The organism is Ignavibacteriota bacterium, assembly GCA_016713565.1.
Classification (GTDB): Bacteria; Bacteroidota; Ignavibacteria; order Ignavibacteriales; family Melioribacteraceae.
On the sequence record JADJOX010000001.1, the window covers coordinates 143,847 to 161,158 of the forward strand.

General features: G+C 27.3%; 15 protein-coding genes. All 15 read left to right on the forward strand.

Annotated elements, in window-relative coordinates:
- Positions 1-2 precede the first annotated feature (2 nt).
- The 15 genes from IPK06_00700 to asnB all read left to right on the forward strand — a co-directional run bounded on the left by IPK06_00700 (position 3) and on the right by asnB (position 17,306).
- Entirely contained in the window at positions 3-938 is a 936-nt protein-coding gene (locus IPK06_00700) for a glycosyltransferase family 2 protein (protein MBK7978535.1), read from the forward strand.
- A gap of 107 nt (positions 939-1,045) precedes the next feature.
- Positions 1,046-1,960, forward strand: a complete 915-nt coding sequence (locus IPK06_00705) for a glycosyltransferase family 2 protein (protein MBK7978536.1) — start codon at positions 1,046-1,048, stop codon at positions 1,958-1,960.
- Positions 1,960-3,018 (forward strand): hypothetical protein, encoded by a 1,059-nt coding sequence (locus IPK06_00710; protein MBK7978537.1) that lies wholly within the window; start codon positions 1,960-1,962, stop codon positions 3,016-3,018. The genes IPK06_00705 and IPK06_00710 overlap by 1 nt, the downstream gene beginning before the upstream one ends.
- 86 nt (positions 3,019-3,104) lie before the next feature.
- The gene (locus IPK06_00715) at positions 3,105-4,868 is read left to right on the forward strand and encodes a heparinase II/III family protein (protein MBK7978538.1); all 1,764 of its coding nucleotides are present in this window, start codon (positions 3,105-3,107) and stop codon (positions 4,866-4,868) included.
- Between the two features lie 2 nt (positions 4,869-4,870).
- Positions 4,871-6,229, forward strand: a complete 1,359-nt coding sequence (locus IPK06_00720; protein ID MBK7978539.1) for an O-antigen ligase family protein — start codon at positions 4,871-4,873, stop codon at positions 6,227-6,229.
- Positions 6,230-6,674: 445 nt separating this feature from the next.
- Complete coding sequence (locus IPK06_00725) at positions 6,675-7,379, forward strand: glycosyltransferase (protein MBK7978540.1); 705 nt, start codon at positions 6,675-6,677, stop codon at positions 7,377-7,379.
- A gap of 6 nt (positions 7,380-7,385) precedes the next feature.
- Positions 7,386-8,480, forward strand: a complete 1,095-nt coding sequence (locus IPK06_00730; protein MBK7978541.1) for a glycosyltransferase family 4 protein — start codon at positions 7,386-7,388, stop codon at positions 8,478-8,480.
- A 12-nt stretch (positions 8,481-8,492) separates the two neighbouring features.
- A complete protein-coding gene (locus tag IPK06_00735) occupies positions 8,493-9,488 on the forward strand; it encodes a glycosyltransferase family 4 protein (GenBank protein MBK7978542.1) in 996 nt (331 codons plus the stop codon).
- Positions 9,431-9,679 (forward strand): glycosyltransferase, encoded by a 249-nt coding sequence (locus IPK06_00740; GenBank protein MBK7978543.1) that lies wholly within the window; start codon positions 9,431-9,433, stop codon positions 9,677-9,679. Before IPK06_00735 ends, IPK06_00740 begins: the two co-directional genes overlap by 58 nt.
- 77 nt (positions 9,680-9,756) lie before the next feature.
- On the forward strand, positions 9,757-10,122 hold the full coding sequence (locus tag IPK06_00745; GenBank protein MBK7978544.1) for a hypothetical protein: 366 nt from the start codon (positions 9,757-9,759) through the stop codon (positions 10,120-10,122).
- A gap of 45 nt (positions 10,123-10,167) precedes the next feature.
- Positions 10,168-10,908 (forward strand): glycosyltransferase, encoded by a 741-nt coding sequence (locus IPK06_00750; protein MBK7978545.1) that lies wholly within the window; start codon positions 10,168-10,170, stop codon positions 10,906-10,908.
- Between the two features lie 176 nt (positions 10,909-11,084).
- Entirely contained in the window at positions 11,085-13,337 is a 2,253-nt protein-coding gene (locus IPK06_00755; protein MBK7978546.1) for a polysaccharide biosynthesis tyrosine autokinase, read from the forward strand.
- A gap of 94 nt (positions 13,338-13,431) precedes the next feature.
- The gene (locus IPK06_00760; GenBank protein ID MBK7978547.1) at positions 13,432-14,241 is read left to right on the forward strand and encodes a hypothetical protein; all 810 of its coding nucleotides are present in this window, start codon (positions 13,432-13,434) and stop codon (positions 14,239-14,241) included.
- The gene (locus tag IPK06_00765; GenBank protein ID MBK7978548.1) at positions 14,242-15,426 is read left to right on the forward strand and encodes a glycosyltransferase family 4 protein; all 1,185 of its coding nucleotides are present in this window, start codon (positions 14,242-14,244) and stop codon (positions 15,424-15,426) included. It begins immediately after the preceding gene.
- Positions 15,426-17,306 carry an asparagine synthase (glutamine-hydrolyzing) gene (gene asnB, locus IPK06_00770; GenBank protein MBK7978549.1) on the forward strand — a complete coding sequence of 627 codons (1,881 nt, stop codon included), beginning with the start codon at positions 15,426-15,428 and terminating at the stop codon, positions 17,304-17,306. Before IPK06_00765 ends, asnB begins: the two co-directional genes overlap by 1 nt.
- Positions 17,307-17,312 lie beyond the last annotated feature (6 nt).

The window sequence follows — 17,312 nt, forward strand, 5'->3', positions numbered from 1 at the left end:
ATATGTCAAATAATGAAATTATATCGGTTGTTATACCTGTTTATAATAGAGAAAAGCTAATTGGTAAAACAATAAAAAGTATTTTAGAACAAACTTACAATAATTTTGAAATATTAATTATTGATGATAACTCTACTGACGGTACTAAAGAAGCAATAACAAAAATAAATGATTCTAGAATTAGATACTTTAAACAAGAATATAACCAAGGTCCATCGGCAGCTCGCAATAGAGGTATTAATGTATCCAAAGGCAATTATATAGCATCTTTGGATTCTGATGATTTATGGGATACTAATAAACTAAGCGACCAATTTAAAATATTTGATCAATATAAAGATGAATACGATGTTGTTTTTTCCGGCTTTAGAATTTTAGATTTGAAAACCGGATTAAAAATAAAAGAAAGTATAATTAGTGAAAGTATATGCGATAATTTTAAAAACGGAAAATATTTTTTAACTCCTTCGCCTTGTACATTATTAATAAGAAAACGCGCATTATTAGATGTTGGCGGATTTGATGAGCGATTGAAGGCTAATGAAGATACTGAATTAGCTATTAAATTGTGCAAAAAGGGATATAAGTTTTACAATCAAAAATATTCATTAGTAACCGTTTTCAGAAACCATGATTCTTTGATGTCAAATAAAAAAAATTATATTGATGCTAGAAAAATTATTATTGAGAAGCATCAGGAATATTTAAGTAAAACTATTAATTTCAATTTATGTAAACAAGTCGCGAATTATGTTATACTAAACAATGAATTAGATTTGGCAAAGGTATATTTATTAAAAGCAATTAAAATAAACCCAGTAAGTATTTCGACGATTGTTTTATATATCATTTTAATTATTAGTCCAAATCTGATACGTTTTCTTTATTCTACAAAATATAAAGAAATTCCCAATACTAGCGGAATAAATATAACATAGTCGTTCTTTAATTTATTTGTAAAACCTATATAAATATTTTTTGGTTTATATATTATTGAAAAATATGTTACATACTTTAACAAAAAAATAATTGTTATAGCTATAAAATGTACACAAACCAGCAAATATTAGTTTCGGTTGTTATTCCTACTTTTAATAGAGCACATTTATTAAGTCGCTGTATTACTAGTATAATAAATCAATCGTATAAAAATTTAGAAATAATTATTATTGACGATTTTTCGACTGATAATACAATAGAAATTATTAAAAACTTTGAAAAAAATGACCATAGGATTAAGTATTTAAAAAGCACGACAAAAGGTGGAAATAATGCCAGGAATACAGGAATTTTTGCTGCCAAAGGTGAATATATAGCATTGATGGACGATGATGATAAATCTTTAAATAATAGAATTGAATCACAAATAAATGTTGTTATAAATTCAAACTTCAAATATGATTTTATTGTTTCAGGTTATGAAATTAGAGATGAGAAGGAACATTTAATATCAACAATAAATTACTTGAAGCCATTGCAATCAATTGGTTTCCCATCTAGGTGGCTTGTGAAATCGGATAAACTCAAATCTGTCGGGGGTTTTGATCCACAACAGCCTGCAATACAAGAAATTGAACTCTTTTGGAGATTAAGAGAAATCTGTTCCATATATTTTGATCCGACCATTGTATTAGAGTTAATAGATTCACCAATATCTGTTAGTAAAAATTCTGATAATATGATTAAAGGGATAAAACGATTATTAGAATTATATGGCAATAAAATGAATAAGATCGAATATAACAGTTGGATTAAAACCATGGGAAACAATGGCATAAAAAAAAATGATAAAGAATTAATAAAATATTCACTTAAAAATATAAATCTAAAAAGTTTATTTATATTTGATTTATTTTTACTAATAGGATGGATTACAAAACTAAAGATATTTATTCGATTAAATAATTTTTTTACAAACTTATATTATAAGAATAACCAACTAAGCACATATAAAAAATAATGTTAGGCTTAATAACTATTTCTCCCGGCAGTAATTCATATATGGTTTCATTATTGGAAGCATATAAAAACCACAACGTAGATATTATATGTGATAAACATAATTTCTTTTATTCAAATATTATTCCTGATTTTGTACATATACATTGGCCAGAAATGTTGTACAATTGGTTTCCATTCATGGAAAAAAGCACAAATGATAAACTAAAAATTATTTCAGATAGGCTAAATTGGTATAAAAATAATAATGCCAAAATTATTTTTACTGTTCATAATATTGAGCCTCATGAATCATTGAATAAAAATTTTGATAATCAGCTATATAATTTGATAATTTTTAATTCAGATATTCTTGTTCACCATTGTAATGAATCGATAGAGGTGATGAAAAAAAATTATCCTGTAGTATCTGAAAAGAAGCATATTGTTGCCAATCATGGAGATTATCTGTTTGATTACATTAAAATAGATAAAAAAAAAGCGCGAGAATTATTAGGAATTGGCCCAGATAAATTTGTAATCTTAAATTTTGGACAGCAGCGAAAAAATAAAGGATTAACTTTTACCGAAAAAGTATTTAAAGAACTACCTATCAATTCAAAATTTTTATTAACCGCCGGAATTTATAGTTTTGCCGGATTATCAAACGTAAAGAAATATCAGACATTACTTATAAATTCAATTAAGAATAAGGTTATTTTTAAAAGAAAAAAATTTGTTTTGAGACCTATTAAGCAAAATGAAATTCCAAATTTTTTTTCTGCTTGCGACTTAGTCTTTTTAGGACACCAAAGCGGATTGAATTCTGGTATTATTTCAATGGCTGCAACTTATTCCAAACCTGTAATATTCCCAAATATTGGCTGTTTTGCTTCGCAAGCTGAAAATTGGGTAAGTGAAAAATATAGGGTTGCAGATATTAATGATGCAGTGGCCAATACTATGGTAATGTATTCCAAACTATTATCTCATAACGAAATTTTCGATAATTCTAAATGGCTTAGCTCGAATAATTGGATGACGCATGTTGAGAAAATACTTAGCTGTTTACGTACCTAACGAAATTCAAAATTAAAGCATGTTTTTAAAAAATATTTTTTATTAGATAATTATTTCGCAAGACTTAGAAAAATCAAAAGAAAATTTTGATTAATAATCTTGAGAAATTCAAGGCTAAAGAAACTAAATTAACTAGAATTTGGAATCTCACATCAAGTAATAATAGGGATCTAAAATTTTTGGGTTTAACTGAATATTCAATTTTTGGCAAGAAAATTAATTTGGAAGAGAATATAAATTGGCATCAAGATAATTTTTCAAATTTTACTTATCCAATTAAAAGATTTGATAAAATAAATCCGGTACAATGGTTTGATAAAGGAATAGAACTAGTTTATCCTTGGGAACAATCAAGGTTTTATTTTGGAGTTAATCTGGCTCAAAAATATTTAATTACGAGAAATGAATTTTATTACAATATTATTGTTAAACAAATAGAAGATTGGATAGATAAAAATCCATTTTTACAAGGGGTAAATTGGCTTTCCACTATGGATGTTGCTATTAGAGCCGTTAATTGGATAGTTGCCTTAAATTTGATAAATAATTTTGATAAAAATAAATATTCAAAAATTTCCAAGTCGCTAATAGAACATGCCGAATATATTAATTCTTTCCCGTTAATTGAAAAAAATGGCTTAACAACAAATCATACTACTGCTGCTTATACCGGACTACTTTTTATCAGTTTGACTTTCTTAAAAAATACAGTTGATGCAGAAAAATGGATAGAAAATTCAATAAATGGACTTGAAAAATGTATTGAAACTCAAATATATGATGATGGGGTAGATTTTGAAGGTTCAATTCCTTATCATCGTCTAGTTTTAGAATTATTTTCTTATTCAACAATAGTTGCGCATTCAAATGGAATAAAATTTTCCGATCAATATTATTGTAAGCTATTTAATATGTTTGAATTTGTCTCAGCCTATTTAAATATTAATGGTTTTGCGCCACAGATTGGTGATAACGATAGTGGAAGATTATTGATTTTTAATTCTGAGAATAATGATCCTTACGAAAATGAAGATGACCACGCATATTTATTAAATTTGGGCGAACATATTTTTGATCATCAATTTAGTTCTGTTAGTAATAAACGAGATAAAATTATTTATAATTACCTCCCCAAAATCGAAAAAATAAATTTATTTGAAAAAAAAATTGTTCCACGAAAAATAGGGAGTTCCTTCAGTTTTGAAAAAGGAGGATTTTATTTTTTAAAGAACAAGCATTTCGATTTATGCGTATCTCTTATTCCAATTGGACAAAATGGTAAAGGGGGGCATAATCATCTTGATGTTGGTAGTTTTACGCTTTCTATTGATGGAATGCAAATAATTGTAGACCCCGGTTCTTTTTGTTATTCACAAGACAAAATTGAAAGAAATAAATTCCGCAGTTATTATTATCATAATACCCTATATAATGAATTAGATGAAAAATTGGATTTGAGTGAAAACGGATTTTGGAATTTAAAGAAGTACTATAAATATGAAGTAATAAATTTCGAGAATAATATAATAGAATTTAAAATAAATTTTATAAATGATATAAATCCAAGATTTAGAAAATTTGAGCTTTCCGATAATATTTTAAAAATAAATGATACATATAATGGTAAGTTCTTTTCAAGAATTAATTTAGCATCACACATTAAAAACATAGAAATATTGAAAAATTCTTCTATTTATTTGGATACAAACAATATTTCTTTTTCTATATCAAATAGTAACAAAATAAAATTAGAAGAATATCAGTACTCTCCACATTACGGAAAGAAAGAAAAAGCCAAAAATTTATTAATTGAAGCAAAAAATAATTTAGTAACAGAAATAAAATTATAAATATGATTACAACTCTTTTGGTGCCGATAGGTGCTGTAGTTTTTTTAAGTTTAAATAGATTTTATCAATTTACAGTTTTATCATTAGCTGCTTTATTGCCATTCAGTTTCGGAAATTTTAGATCAATTCCTAATTTCCAATTTATTGAATGGATGCCAATATTAGTGTTTTTACTTTTAATCAATGAATTTATAATAATAAATAAAGCTAGATCAAAAGAAAAAAGATTAAATTTCAATGGACTTCAAATTTTTATTTTTTCAATTCTCATTTTAATAATTTGGGCTGCAATTAGCTATTTCCAAAATGAAGTTTTCACAACGTACTATACTAATATGGCAAATACTGGAAAAACAAGGATATATTTCACTATTATTAATAATATAATTTTATACTTTTCCGTTAGTATTTTTATTGTTCAATACTTTGAACAAATTGATTTTCAAAAATTCTTTAAAACACTTCTATATATTGCATTATTTTTAGGTTTCTTGAGAATAATTGCACATTTTCTCGATTTTAATATTCCTTTTTTATCTGGTGCATTTGATTATGGCGGCGAATATGGAAAATACAGGAAAATCCAATATGGTGGAACCGCATATAGACTTGGCGGATTATCGGAAGTAGTAATTATAGGAATTCCTTCTCTTTTTGCGATTTATGTCTCAGATAAAAAAATTAACTACTTTGCGCTATTATCATTGCTTTTTTTTCTTTTTTTAAGTGGTGGAAGAACAGTATTAATAGGGACATTTGTTTCTATATTTATTGTCTCATTTTTCTTTTTTCCGCGAAATTTTATTTATTTAATTGGAGTTGGTGCACTTTTTGTAATCGCTGCTGCAATATTTTTACCTGAAAGTGTTCTTCAAGGTCAAACAGGCAGACTGACAACTCTTGATGCCGGAAATTTTATGGGTCAAGACGCTTTTAGAGGTTTAGCTTGGAAATTTTACATAGAAACATTTTTGGAAAATCCAATTTTTGGAAAAGGTATAAATGTTTATTCGGGATTCATTTTTTCTTCTGTTAGAAATGCCGAAGAATTTGCAAGAGATTTATTATTTGCAGGAGGTCATGGTTCTTATTTCAGTTTGCTAGCTATTTTTGGAATAGGGGGAATTACGTATTTTATTTTGTTTGAATTTGGCGCAATAATATTATCATTTTCAAAAATCAAATACTTTTTCGATACTAACCAAACATTGACATCAATTTCTGTATTTGCATTTATGATGTTGATCATTAAATCAGTTGATTTTATTACTGCAGTGAACGGTATAAATGTACCAATATTATTTTATTTAGCCGGAGTAATATCATCTGTAAAAATATATCAAAATAAATTTGGTTTATAATGAATATAATTTTTTTTGGCGGGCATAAGTGGTTTGAAGGAGCTTGGTTTAGAAAGCAACAATTTGCTTTACGACTAAGTCAAAATGGCCATAAGATTTTTTATATTGAATCAAGCGTATCTATGATTAGAAAGAAAAACATGATTCAAATGATTATTTTAAAACAAAAATTAAAGAAGTAAACAATAATTTATTTATAATAACTCCTTCAGCTTTATTTCCTTTTCCCCAAAATTTTTTTTTAAGAAAATATTACAACAAAAAACTTTTTAACGATATAAAAAGATTTTTAGATAAAAAGGGTATAAACGAATTTATTATTTGGTTCAATGAAATTCAATTTAGTTCGTATCTTGAAAAAATAAATTGTTATAAAATTTTTGATCTTGCTGATGATAGACCGTATTATTCAATTTTAGCAGGTAATGTTAAAGAATATAAAACTTTGTTGAAATATTTAAAACTGGCATATTCAAACAGTAATATTTCAATAGTATCAGCACTGAAAATAAAAGAAAAATATCAAAATTTGTGCAGCTCGGAAATAATTGTAATACCGAATGGACATAATATTAAAATAAATAAATCTAATAACTTTGAAATTCCATCCGAAATCTTACAATTAAACGGGCCGATAATAGGATTTATAGGAACATTATTTAGATTTATAGATGAGCAATTACTGGAATTTATCATTTCAAAGAGACCAAACTATAATTTTGTATTTGTCGGACATACAGAAAGCAATTTTCCAATTGATTCGATAAAAAGGTATAATAATGTTCACTTGCTTGGACCAAAAGAAAAATCGGAAATTCCAAAATATATCAATTCATTTGATCTTTGTCTGAACCCATTTAAAGTACATGAAGTAAATGATTCTGTAAGTCCAGTAAAAGTTTTTGAATATTTAGCAATGAAAAAATTGATAATATCGACAAACATGTATTCTCTTAGAAAAGAAAAAGTTGCTGACTATATTATTTTCGCCGATAATTATGAGCAATATCTAAATGAAATAGATAAAACACTAACGTTGACTAGCAAAATAAATAATGTACCGGATTCAATTTTGGAAAATTACAGTTGGGATAATTTATTTGCTGCTTTGGTCTCAAAAATTAATTCACGAAATGAGATCAAACTTTAATCCATGATGAATATTATTCAACTTAGAGATACATTATTTCGAGGAGGTATAGAAGTACTATTACTTGATGTCTGCAAAAACGGGAAAACAAAAGGTTTGAACTTTTTTGTGGTTACATTTAATGAAGGTGATTTGGTTAATGATTTTATTGAAAATGGTATTGAAGTAATAAAGATTAAACGCAATAAACCGATTGATTTAAAAGTAATTAAAGAACTAAGGAAAATAATAATTGAGAAAAATATAAACGTTATTCACTCTCATCAAGCATTAGAAGGACTATATGCATATCTGGCAACGCGTGGATTGAATGTTAAAAATATAATTAGTCATCACGGTTCGGTTTATCCCATTAAAGATAAACTTGTTATGAAATTTCTCATAAAAAATGTTTTTGCAAATATTGCCGTAAGTAATAGTTATCTAAAAAGATTAAAAGAAGAAGAAAGTTTTAATACAAAAAATAATTTTCATGTAGTATACAATGGAATTGACGGTAGCAAATTAGAAAAAGCGGATGGAAATTTAAAAAATGAATTGATCCTTCCTAAAAATTCTTTACTGTTAGGAATGATTGGGAATTTTAATAATTCCGGAAGGGATCAGTTTACCATTTGTAAAGTATTACCTAAAATATATGAAAAATACAATAATGTAAATTTTGTGTTTGTTGGCGGATGGAATAACGGACCCGCAAGTTCTTATAAAAAATGCTATGAGTTTTGTAAAGAAAAAGGAATACTTGATAAAACATTTTTTCTTGGAAAAAGAAGTGATATTGGTAATATTTTAAAAAGTTTGGATATTTTCGTTTATTCATCTAACCATGACACATTTGGAATAGCTGTTGTTGAAGCAATGTTTTGTGGAATTCCAGCAGTTATAAACGATATCCCTCCAATGTTAGAAATTTCGAAAAATGGAGAATTTGCAAAAATTTTTAAATCAAAAGACGAAGATGATTTATATAATAATTTGTCGCAAATATTAGATTCTGAAGAATTAAGGCAGAATTTGTCATTTGATTCAAAAGAATGGGCAAAAAGTAATTTTTCTATTGATTTACATATAAATAATCTGGCTAAAATATACCGAAGCTGAAGTTAAAACAAAATGAAATCAGAAAAAATTAATATCGCACATTTAATACGTACATTTTTACAGCCATCAGAAACATTTGTATATAATCAAATAAAATTTGTTAATGAAGAAAATGAATATAAAGTTTTCGTATTATGTAAAAATTTTAAAGATGATTTAAATATTGAAAATATATCAATTTTAAAAGTCAATGAATTACTTTCAACTCGACAACAAAAAATAGACGATTTATATTATAAGTTTTTTAGAAAATTATCCAATAATGCGAAAAAAGCAATTTTAAATTATATAAAACTTAACAATATAAAATTATTACATTTTCATTTTTTAGTGGATGCAAGATATTATTTAGATGTTATAAAAGAAGCCCAGATACCGATTGTAGTTTCAGGTTATGGTTGGGATATAACCAACTTACCCTCAAAATATTATGGGGTTGGAAAGTTATACTTAAAGAAATTATTTAATTTTGTTGATATATTTCTTGCAATGTCTGAAGATATGAAAAAAGATATGTTAAAACTTGGCATACCTGAAAATAAAATTATTATTCATTATCATGGAATAAATACACAAAGGTTTTTTTCCCCCGACAGAGAATATCCACAGAAAGAGAAAATGACATTATTATTTTGCGGAAGGCTTACTGATAAAAAAGGACCGTTAGTTTTACTCAGGGCAGTAAATAAAATAATTAAAGGAAATAAAGAAGTTAATTTAAATTTAAAAATAATAGGTGATGGACCACTTAGAAGTAAAATTCAAGAATTTATTTCTGAAAATAATTTATCGAGTTATGTTGAAATTCTTGGACATATTCAGCATTTTAGCACTCATTTACTAAATGAATATAAAAATGCTGATATTTTTATTCTTCCTAGTATGGTTGTAAAAAATAACGGCAAAAGACAAAATGACAAAGAGGAATTCCTGGTACTCTTGTTGAAGCAATGTCAAGTGGTCTGCCAACAATTAGTACTTTTCATGCTGGCATTCCTGAAGTTATAAAAAATGGTGAAAATGGACTATTAATTAACGAAAATGATTTTATTGAATTAGCAGAAAAAATACTTTTATTAATAAATGATAATAATCTAAGAAAAAAACTTGGAAAAAATGCTTCGAATTATTCAAGATTATTAGATGTTAAAATTAAAACTAAAGATTTAGTCAAAATTTATAAAAATTTATTAAGTTAAATTCATTTAAAAACATCAATTTTTGTAGATTTACATTTTATAAATATTTTAAAAATTAAAAATTCAAAAAAATCTTAATGTATAATAAAAAAATTAATATCGCATTAGTAGTTCAAAACAATTCTTATCCGTTTGATAGCCGAGTTTTTAAAGAAGCAAACTCACTAAAAAGTGGTGGTTTTAATGTTTTTGTTGTTAGTCCTAGATCAAAAAGAGATAACAGTTCGTTTGAAGTTTTAAATGGAATCAACGTTTATCGATATAAAGATAATCAATCAAAGGGTAGTTTTTTCGGTTTTATTTTTGAATACATGACTTCTTTAATCAAAATATTTTTATATGTGACATATTTGGTTTTATTTAAAAAAAAAAAATTGTACACTTTGCAAATCCGCCCGATTTCTTTTGGCCGCTTTCATATTTTATCAAGATATTTGGAGTAAAATCAATTTATGACCAGCATGATTTAGCCCCCTGAGCTTTATAAAATGAAGTTTAAAAATAAGTTCATTTTAAAATTACTTTATCTAAATGAAAAATTAATGGTTAGAAGCTCTAACGCTATAATTGTGGTGAATGAATCATTCAAAAATAGATTAAATGAAAAATGGAATATACAAAATAAAAAATGTTCTATTATTTATAATGGTCCTTTGGATGAATTTAAAGCTAAAGAGAATTCAGAACTGATAAATGAGTATAAAAACAAGAAAGTAGTACTTTACGTCGGGTTGATGGCAATAACTGATAATATTGATTTTATTATTGAATTGGCGGAAAGTATTGTAATTAATTTCAATAAAAAAGATATAAAATTTGTTTTATTAGGTGATGGTGATATCAGAAACGAAATGGAAAGAATAGCTAAAAAAAGAAACCTTTCGGAATTTATAGAGTTTAAGGGAAATGTTTCGCAAAATTCTGTAATGGAGTATCTTTATGTTGCGGATATATGTATTGCACCTGATATGCCAAACAATCTTAACGAATTTTTAACTCTTGTTAAAGTTTTTGAATATATGAAGGCAGAAAAAGCATTTGTTAGTTTTGATTTGGATGAAACAAAAAGAATTGCAAAAGATGCCGGTATTTATGCAAAAAACAAGGAAGATTTTGTTAATAAAGTAATTTACTTATTGGATAATCCGGAATATTCAAGAGAATTGGGGAAAAAGGTAATAAAATTATTGAAGATCAATACCTTTGGAAATATTTCGATAATGAGTTAATAAATACTTACTTTACACTATTATATTCCGATAAAAAATAATATCCAAAATTTTCTTATATGTATGATTTTGATCATACTTCTTTAAATATTTTTCTTCTAATTGCGATTATGTATTTAAATTAATAAACGAAAAATTCGCAAAAATTATTAAAATTAAGTAAAAAAGGCAGACAAGTGGAGAATTCAGCAAACATAAAAAAAAATAATAATGCAAAAGGCAATACTGCTCATGATTATTTTTCTTTGGTAAAAAATAACATAGCTTTAATTCTTATAATTACCTTAGTATTTCTTATTTCATCTGTTATATATTCCATTTTTGCAGAAGATGTCTATAAAGCAACAACAACAATAAAAATTTCCAAACCCAAGGGGAGTATCTTAGATTCTTTTACTAAAGATTTTGGTTCAGGGAATAATGAATTATTTATTGCGAATGAAATTGAAACAATAACAAACATTACCATCCGCGAAAAAGTTGCACAAGTTATTCTTGACTCGGTTAAAACATTTAATAAAGTAAATGATTTGGATTTAATGTTGAGAGATGATGGTTTTTTTGAGAGCAAGAAAAACAAATTACGCTCGGCTAAATCTGCGGCAAATGTACTATTGCAAAATGTTGAAATTATTCAAAAAAATGGATTAGATTTTATGGAGATTTCAGCTGAATCTCCTTCACCTTATGAGGCCGCTTTAATGGCAAATTCATATGCTGATGTGTATAGACAATTTAATCTTGCTGAGAATAGAGAACAACTTACAAAAGTAAAAGAGTTCTTACAATCCCAAAAGGAACTAAAGCATCAAGAATTAATGCAAGCAGAAGAAAATATTAAAATTTATCAATTGCAAGGCGGAAGTATTGAGTTAGACGGACAAGCAAGCAATTTAATACAAACTTTAACAAAATTTGAATCTGAGAAAAATGTTGGCAAAATTGAAATTTCTATGTTGCAAAAGACTCTTGAAGAATTAAAAAGTGAATTAGCTAAAAAAGATCCTACAACATATGATTATCTAGTTTCCAAATCTGATGAACCTGCAATCAAAATGCTTCAGGAAGAAATTTCTAGAATTGAAACGCAGCGAGCAATTGCGATTACAGGCAGCGGGCAAAAATCTGCAAACACTGAAATAGTAAAAGAATTAGATCAGAGGATTTTGAAACTTAAAAAAGAATTAAATGTTAAAATTGAACAGTATCAATCACAAATATATTCATCAAGCCCTGAAGACATGAGGCAATTAACAAAAGAAATCTTTAAAACAGAGGTTGAACTTAGGGCAAAACAAGCTGAAAATTATAAAATTAATGATGTAGTTAATGAATATGATACAAAATTTAGAGCGTTACCTCAAAAAACGTTAGAAATTGCTAGGTTAGAAAGAGAAAGGCAGTCTTTAGAAAAATTATATTTAGTATTAGAAGATAAATACCAAGAAGCTTTATTAAATGAACAATCTATTCCGGGTAATGTTCTTATTTTAAGTGCTGCGACTGTTCCGGATTTGCCAGATTCTCCAAATAGAATTAAAATTGTTTTAATTGGGCTTTTGGCTGGTATTTTAATTTCATTTGGTTTTGTGTATATTAGAAATATTTTTGATACTGCCATTAAAACGCCGGAAGATGTAAAAAATGAAGGTATCTCGGTTTTAGCTACAATTTCTAAATATGTTAAAAAAATTGATACTTCGGTAAAAAATGCGGAAATAATAATCAAGGATAATAGTGAAGTTGCAGCAGCTGAATCATATCGTGCTTTAAGAACTAGAATTCAGTTTTCAAAATTAGACAAAGGCTCTAAGTCTATTCTTGTAACTTCATCGGCTCCCCAAGAAGGAAAAACAACTTCAGTTGTTAACTTGGCTGCAAGTTTTGCCCAATCCGGGAAAAAAGTTATAATCCTTGATTGCGACTTAAGAATTCCAAGAATTCATTCTGTTTTTAATGGAATCAGTTCACCTGGATTTACTAATTATTTATTCGGACAAGTTTCGTTTGCGGATATTTTAAGAAAAACAGATGTTGAAAATTTATTTTATATAGCTTCAGGAACAATTCCAACAAATCCTTCGGAAATACTTGGATCAGCACAAATGAAAGAGTTTGTTGAAAAATTGAAAAAAGAATTTGACATTGTTTTACTTGATTCACCGCCTATTATGACGATAACAGATGCAGAAATTCTATCACATATAGTTGATATGTCTATTTTAATTGTTTTTGCAAATAAAACTCAAGTTGATTGGTTAATTGAATCCCATGAATTATTAACAAAAAATGGTCAAGATTCATTTATTGGCGTTGTATTAAATAATTTTGATTATAAGTCAGGTTACCGATCATATCATAAGTATAACAAAAATAAATATTATGAAAGAGTTAAAGAATCAAAAGAAACAGAATGGACTAAACTCTAAAAATTTTCAGAAATGTCGGATTTTTTAACCACAATCCGACATTTCTTTAATTACTTGTCTAAACTTATCATATCCTTTCACAAAAGAATTTTATATGCAATCAATAATTATCGATGCGCACATTCATATACATGAATGTTATAATTTGGGCTCATTTTTTAATTCTGCAAAAGCTAATTTTATTGAAAAAGCTAAACAAAATAACATAGCAGATTTTTTATCCGTGCTATGCTTAACTGAATCACATAATGTAAATCAATTTGCAAAGATATCCTCTTTTTCAAAACGAAAGAAAAAAATAGGTGATTGGGAAATTACAGAATCTAAAAATCAAAACTCAATAATCTTAATTGATAAAAATAATTTTAAAATTATTTTAATAGCCGGAAGGCAAATTGTAACAAAGGAAAAGCTTGAGGTTTTAGCTTTAGGTTTAATAGATGATCCAAATGATGGTGAAAAAATAGATAAAATTCTCAAATATGTTAATGAGAAAGGTTCAATTTCTGTAATTCCTTGGGGAGTTGGAAAATGGTTTGGAAATAGAAAGCAAATTGTTGAAAAATTAGTGTTGCAAAATAATACATTTCCTTTATATTTGGGTGACAATGGAAATCGTCCTTTTTTTTGGAGACAACCAAATATTTTTAGTATTGCTTTGAGAAAAGGTGTGTTAAATATTCCGGGAAGTGATCCGCTTCCGTTTATTCATGAAGTTAAGAAACCAGGTAGTTTTGGATTTATTATCAATGATAATATAGATATTGAAAAACCATTCGATAGTATTTATAAAAAAATAACTGATTCTAAAACTCAATTTAAAACATTTGGTAAATTAGAAGGTGTTTATAATTTTATAAAAAACCAAATTTCAATGCAAATTGTTAAACGAAATAGAAAATAAATGAAAACTTTAGTTATTGCACCTCAGCCTTTTTTTTCGCCAAGAGGAACACCATTTTCTGTTTATTACAGAACTTTAATAAGTTCAGAATTAGGTGTTAAAATGGATTTTCTTACTTATGGTGAAGGTCAGGATGTTGATATTCCCAATGTTAATATTATAAGGATCCCTAGATTTAAAATATTGGGTAATGTAAAATTGGGACCATCTCCATTAAAATTATTTCTGGATATATTTATTATATTAAAAATGATTTGGCTATTAACTATAAATAAATATGATGTTGTTCATGCTCATGAAGAAGCAGTATTCTTTGCTTGGTTCTTTAAACCTATTTTTAGGTATAAACTAATTTATGATATGCATTCAAGTTTACCACAACAATTAACTAATTTTCAATTTACAACATCTAAATTTCTAATCAATACTTTTAAAACTTTGGAAGACAAATGTCTGCACAGTGCTGACGCTGTAATAACAATTTGTCCTGATTTAAGAGATTATGTAAATACAATCATCACAAGAAAAGAAAAACACTTCCTTATTGAAAATTCAATATTTGAGCCGGTGAAACAAAAAAATTATAATCAGCAAAAGTCAGTTGAATCTGAACTGGATTTTAAAGTTGAAGATTTTGTAAAAAACGATGAACAACTTTTGGTATATGCAGGAACACTTGAAAAATATCAAGGAATTGATATTCTAGTACAATCAATGAAAAATGTTATTGCAGCAAATAAAAAGGTAAAGCTAATTATTGCAGGCGGAACACAAGATCAAGTAAATGAATTTAGAAAATTGGCAAATGAAAATGGAGTAAGCAATTATATTAAATTTACAGGTAGAGTAGCGCAAAAGTATGCAAAAGAATTTTCCGCAAAGGCAGATATTTTACTTTCACCAAGAAGTGACGGAACAAATACACCACTTAAAATATACGAGCAATTAGCTTCGAAAAAACCCCTGGTTGCAACGAAGATATATTCACATACACAAGTTTTAACAGATGATGTTTCATTTTTAGTAGAACCCAATCCGCAAAATATGGCTGAGGGTATTTTACTCGCAATAGATGATAAGAATTTATCAAAACAAAAAGCGGAAAATGCATTAAAATTGTATGAGAAAGAATATTCGAGAAAAGTATATACCTCTAAACTTAAAAAATTATTGGAGAGTTTGTAATGTGCGGAATTGCCGGTGTAGTTACTTTTCAATCGATCCCAGCAATTTCTAATGAATTGTTGAAATCTATGGTTGATACTTTGTACCATCGCGGACCTGACGAAGCCGGATTGGCAATTCACGGCAACGCAGCATTGGGTATGAGAAGATTATCGATTATTGATTTGAGCGGTGGAAGTCAGCCAATATATAATGAAAATAAATCTATATGGACAGTTTTCAACGGAGAAATATATAATTTCCCCGAATTAAAAAATGAATTAACAAGTAAAGGTCATATATTCAAGACTAATTCCGATACAGAAGTAATTGTTCATGGCTATGAAGAATGGGGGATAGATTTTCCAAAGCATTTAAATGGAATGTTTGCCATCGCAATGCATGATATAAATAAAAATAAATTTTTTCTTGTTCGCGATCATATTGGAATTAAGCCGGTTTACTATGCGTTCAATAATAAACGTATTATTTTTGGCTCTGAAATTAAAGCCATTTTGGAAAGCAAATTAGTAGAAAAAGAACTTGATATGAATTCACTTGGAGAATTTCTTTCTTGGGAATATATTCCCGGTGAATCAACTTTAATTAAATCCATAAAAAAATTAGAACCAGGAAAATATTTAGAAATAGATATTTCAAATCCTAAATGTAATCCTAAAGAATATTGGGATGTTCCGTTTCACAGCAATATTCAAAATATTAGTGAAGCCGAGTGGATTGAGAAAATAGATTGGCAAATTAAAAAATCAACTAAAATGCAGATGATAAGCGATGTACCGCTTGGAGCTTTTCTATCCGGAGGGGTTGATTCGTCTTTAATTGTAGCTTCTATGGGAAGTGCTCAAACTTTTAGTATTGGGTTTGATGATCCGACATATAACGAATTAAATTGGGCTCGAAAAGTCGCGGATCATCTTGGTGTTGATCATAAAGATGAAATTATTAAACCAGATGTTTTGGATTTGTTCAATCATTTAATGCAATTTATGGATGATCCGATTGGCGATTTCTCAATTTTCCCTACATATTTAGTTTCCAGACTTGCAAGAAAACATGTTACCGTAAGTTTAAGCGGCGACGGAGGTGATGAATTATTTGGCGGATATGAAACTTATCTTGCAAATCATAAGGCAAATCAATTTGAAAAAATTCCTTCTTTTTTGCGAAAAGGTTTAATTGAACCGGTTATTAATTCATTTAATCCAACAATTAAGAAAAAAGGTTTGATAAATAAATCGAAAAGATTTATTGAAGGTCTGCAATTTGAAAACGAACTTTCACATACTAGATGGCGCATGTTTATCGGCGATGTTGTAAAACAAAGTCTGTTTACAAAAGGTTCTTTGAAAGAAATTAATAAAAATTCGGCAGATCATATTCTAAAATTATTTAGTAAAGCAGGTGATAGAGGAGAACTTAACAGAAGTTTATACGTTGATGTTAAAAGCTATTTGGTTGATAATATTTTAACAAAAGTTGATAGAATGTCGATGGCGGTTTCTCTAGAAGCTAGAGTTCCATATTTAGATCCTGATGTGGTTGATTTAGCATTTCAGATTCCTGAAAAATTTAAAACTAATTCATCAGAAACAAAAATAATTCTTAAAAAAGTTGCCGCTCAACATGTTCCGAAAGAATGTATTTATAGACCTAAAGAAGGATTTTCGATACCAATAAAAAATTGGTTGAATAAAGAGTTTAAACCTTTAATGGATAACTTGCTAGATGAAAACAAAATTAAAGAAGATGGAATATTTAATTTTGAAATGATTAATAATTTAAAAAGCGAACATAATTTGGGAGTTGCCAATCACAGTCATATTTTATGGTCGCTAATTGTTTTTCATGATTGGAAAAAAAGATGGTTGGATTCTAAATAATTATAA

Bases quoted from the DNA above. Each gene is read 5' to 3' on its own strand.
- IPK06_00700 (MBK7978535.1), top strand. From the start codon at position 3: ATGTCAAATAATGAAATTATATCGGTTGTTATACCTGTTTATAATAGA.
- IPK06_00705 (MBK7978536.1), top strand. From the start codon at position 1,046: ATGTACACAAACCAGCAAATATTAGTTTCGGTTGTTATTCCTACTTTT.
- IPK06_00710 (MBK7978537.1), top strand. From the start codon at position 1,960: ATGTTAGGCTTAATAACTATTTCTCCCGGCAGTAATTCATATATGGTT.
- IPK06_00720 (MBK7978539.1), top strand. From the start codon at position 4,871: ATGATTACAACTCTTTTGGTGCCGATAGGTGCTGTAGTTTTTTTAAGT.
- IPK06_00730 (MBK7978541.1), top strand. From the start codon at position 7,386: ATGAATATTATTCAACTTAGAGATACATTATTTCGAGGAGGTATAGAA.
- IPK06_00735 (MBK7978542.1), top strand. From the start codon at position 8,493: ATGAAATCAGAAAAAATTAATATCGCACATTTAATACGTACATTTTTA.
- IPK06_00740 (MBK7978543.1), top strand. From the start codon at position 9,431: ATGTCAAGTGGTCTGCCAACAATTAGTACTTTTCATGCTGGCATTCCT.
- IPK06_00745 (MBK7978544.1), top strand. From the start codon at position 9,757: ATGTATAATAAAAAAATTAATATCGCATTAGTAGTTCAAAACAATTCT.
- IPK06_00750 (MBK7978545.1), top strand. From the start codon at position 10,168: ATGAAGTTTAAAAATAAGTTCATTTTAAAATTACTTTATCTAAATGAA.
- IPK06_00760 (MBK7978547.1), top strand. From the start codon at position 13,432: ATGCAATCAATAATTATCGATGCGCACATTCATATACATGAATGTTAT.
- IPK06_00765 (MBK7978548.1), top strand. From the start codon at position 14,242: ATGAAAACTTTAGTTATTGCACCTCAGCCTTTTTTTTCGCCAAGAGGA.
- asnB (MBK7978549.1), top strand. From the start codon at position 15,426: ATGTGCGGAATTGCCGGTGTAGTTACTTTTCAATCGATCCCAGCAATT.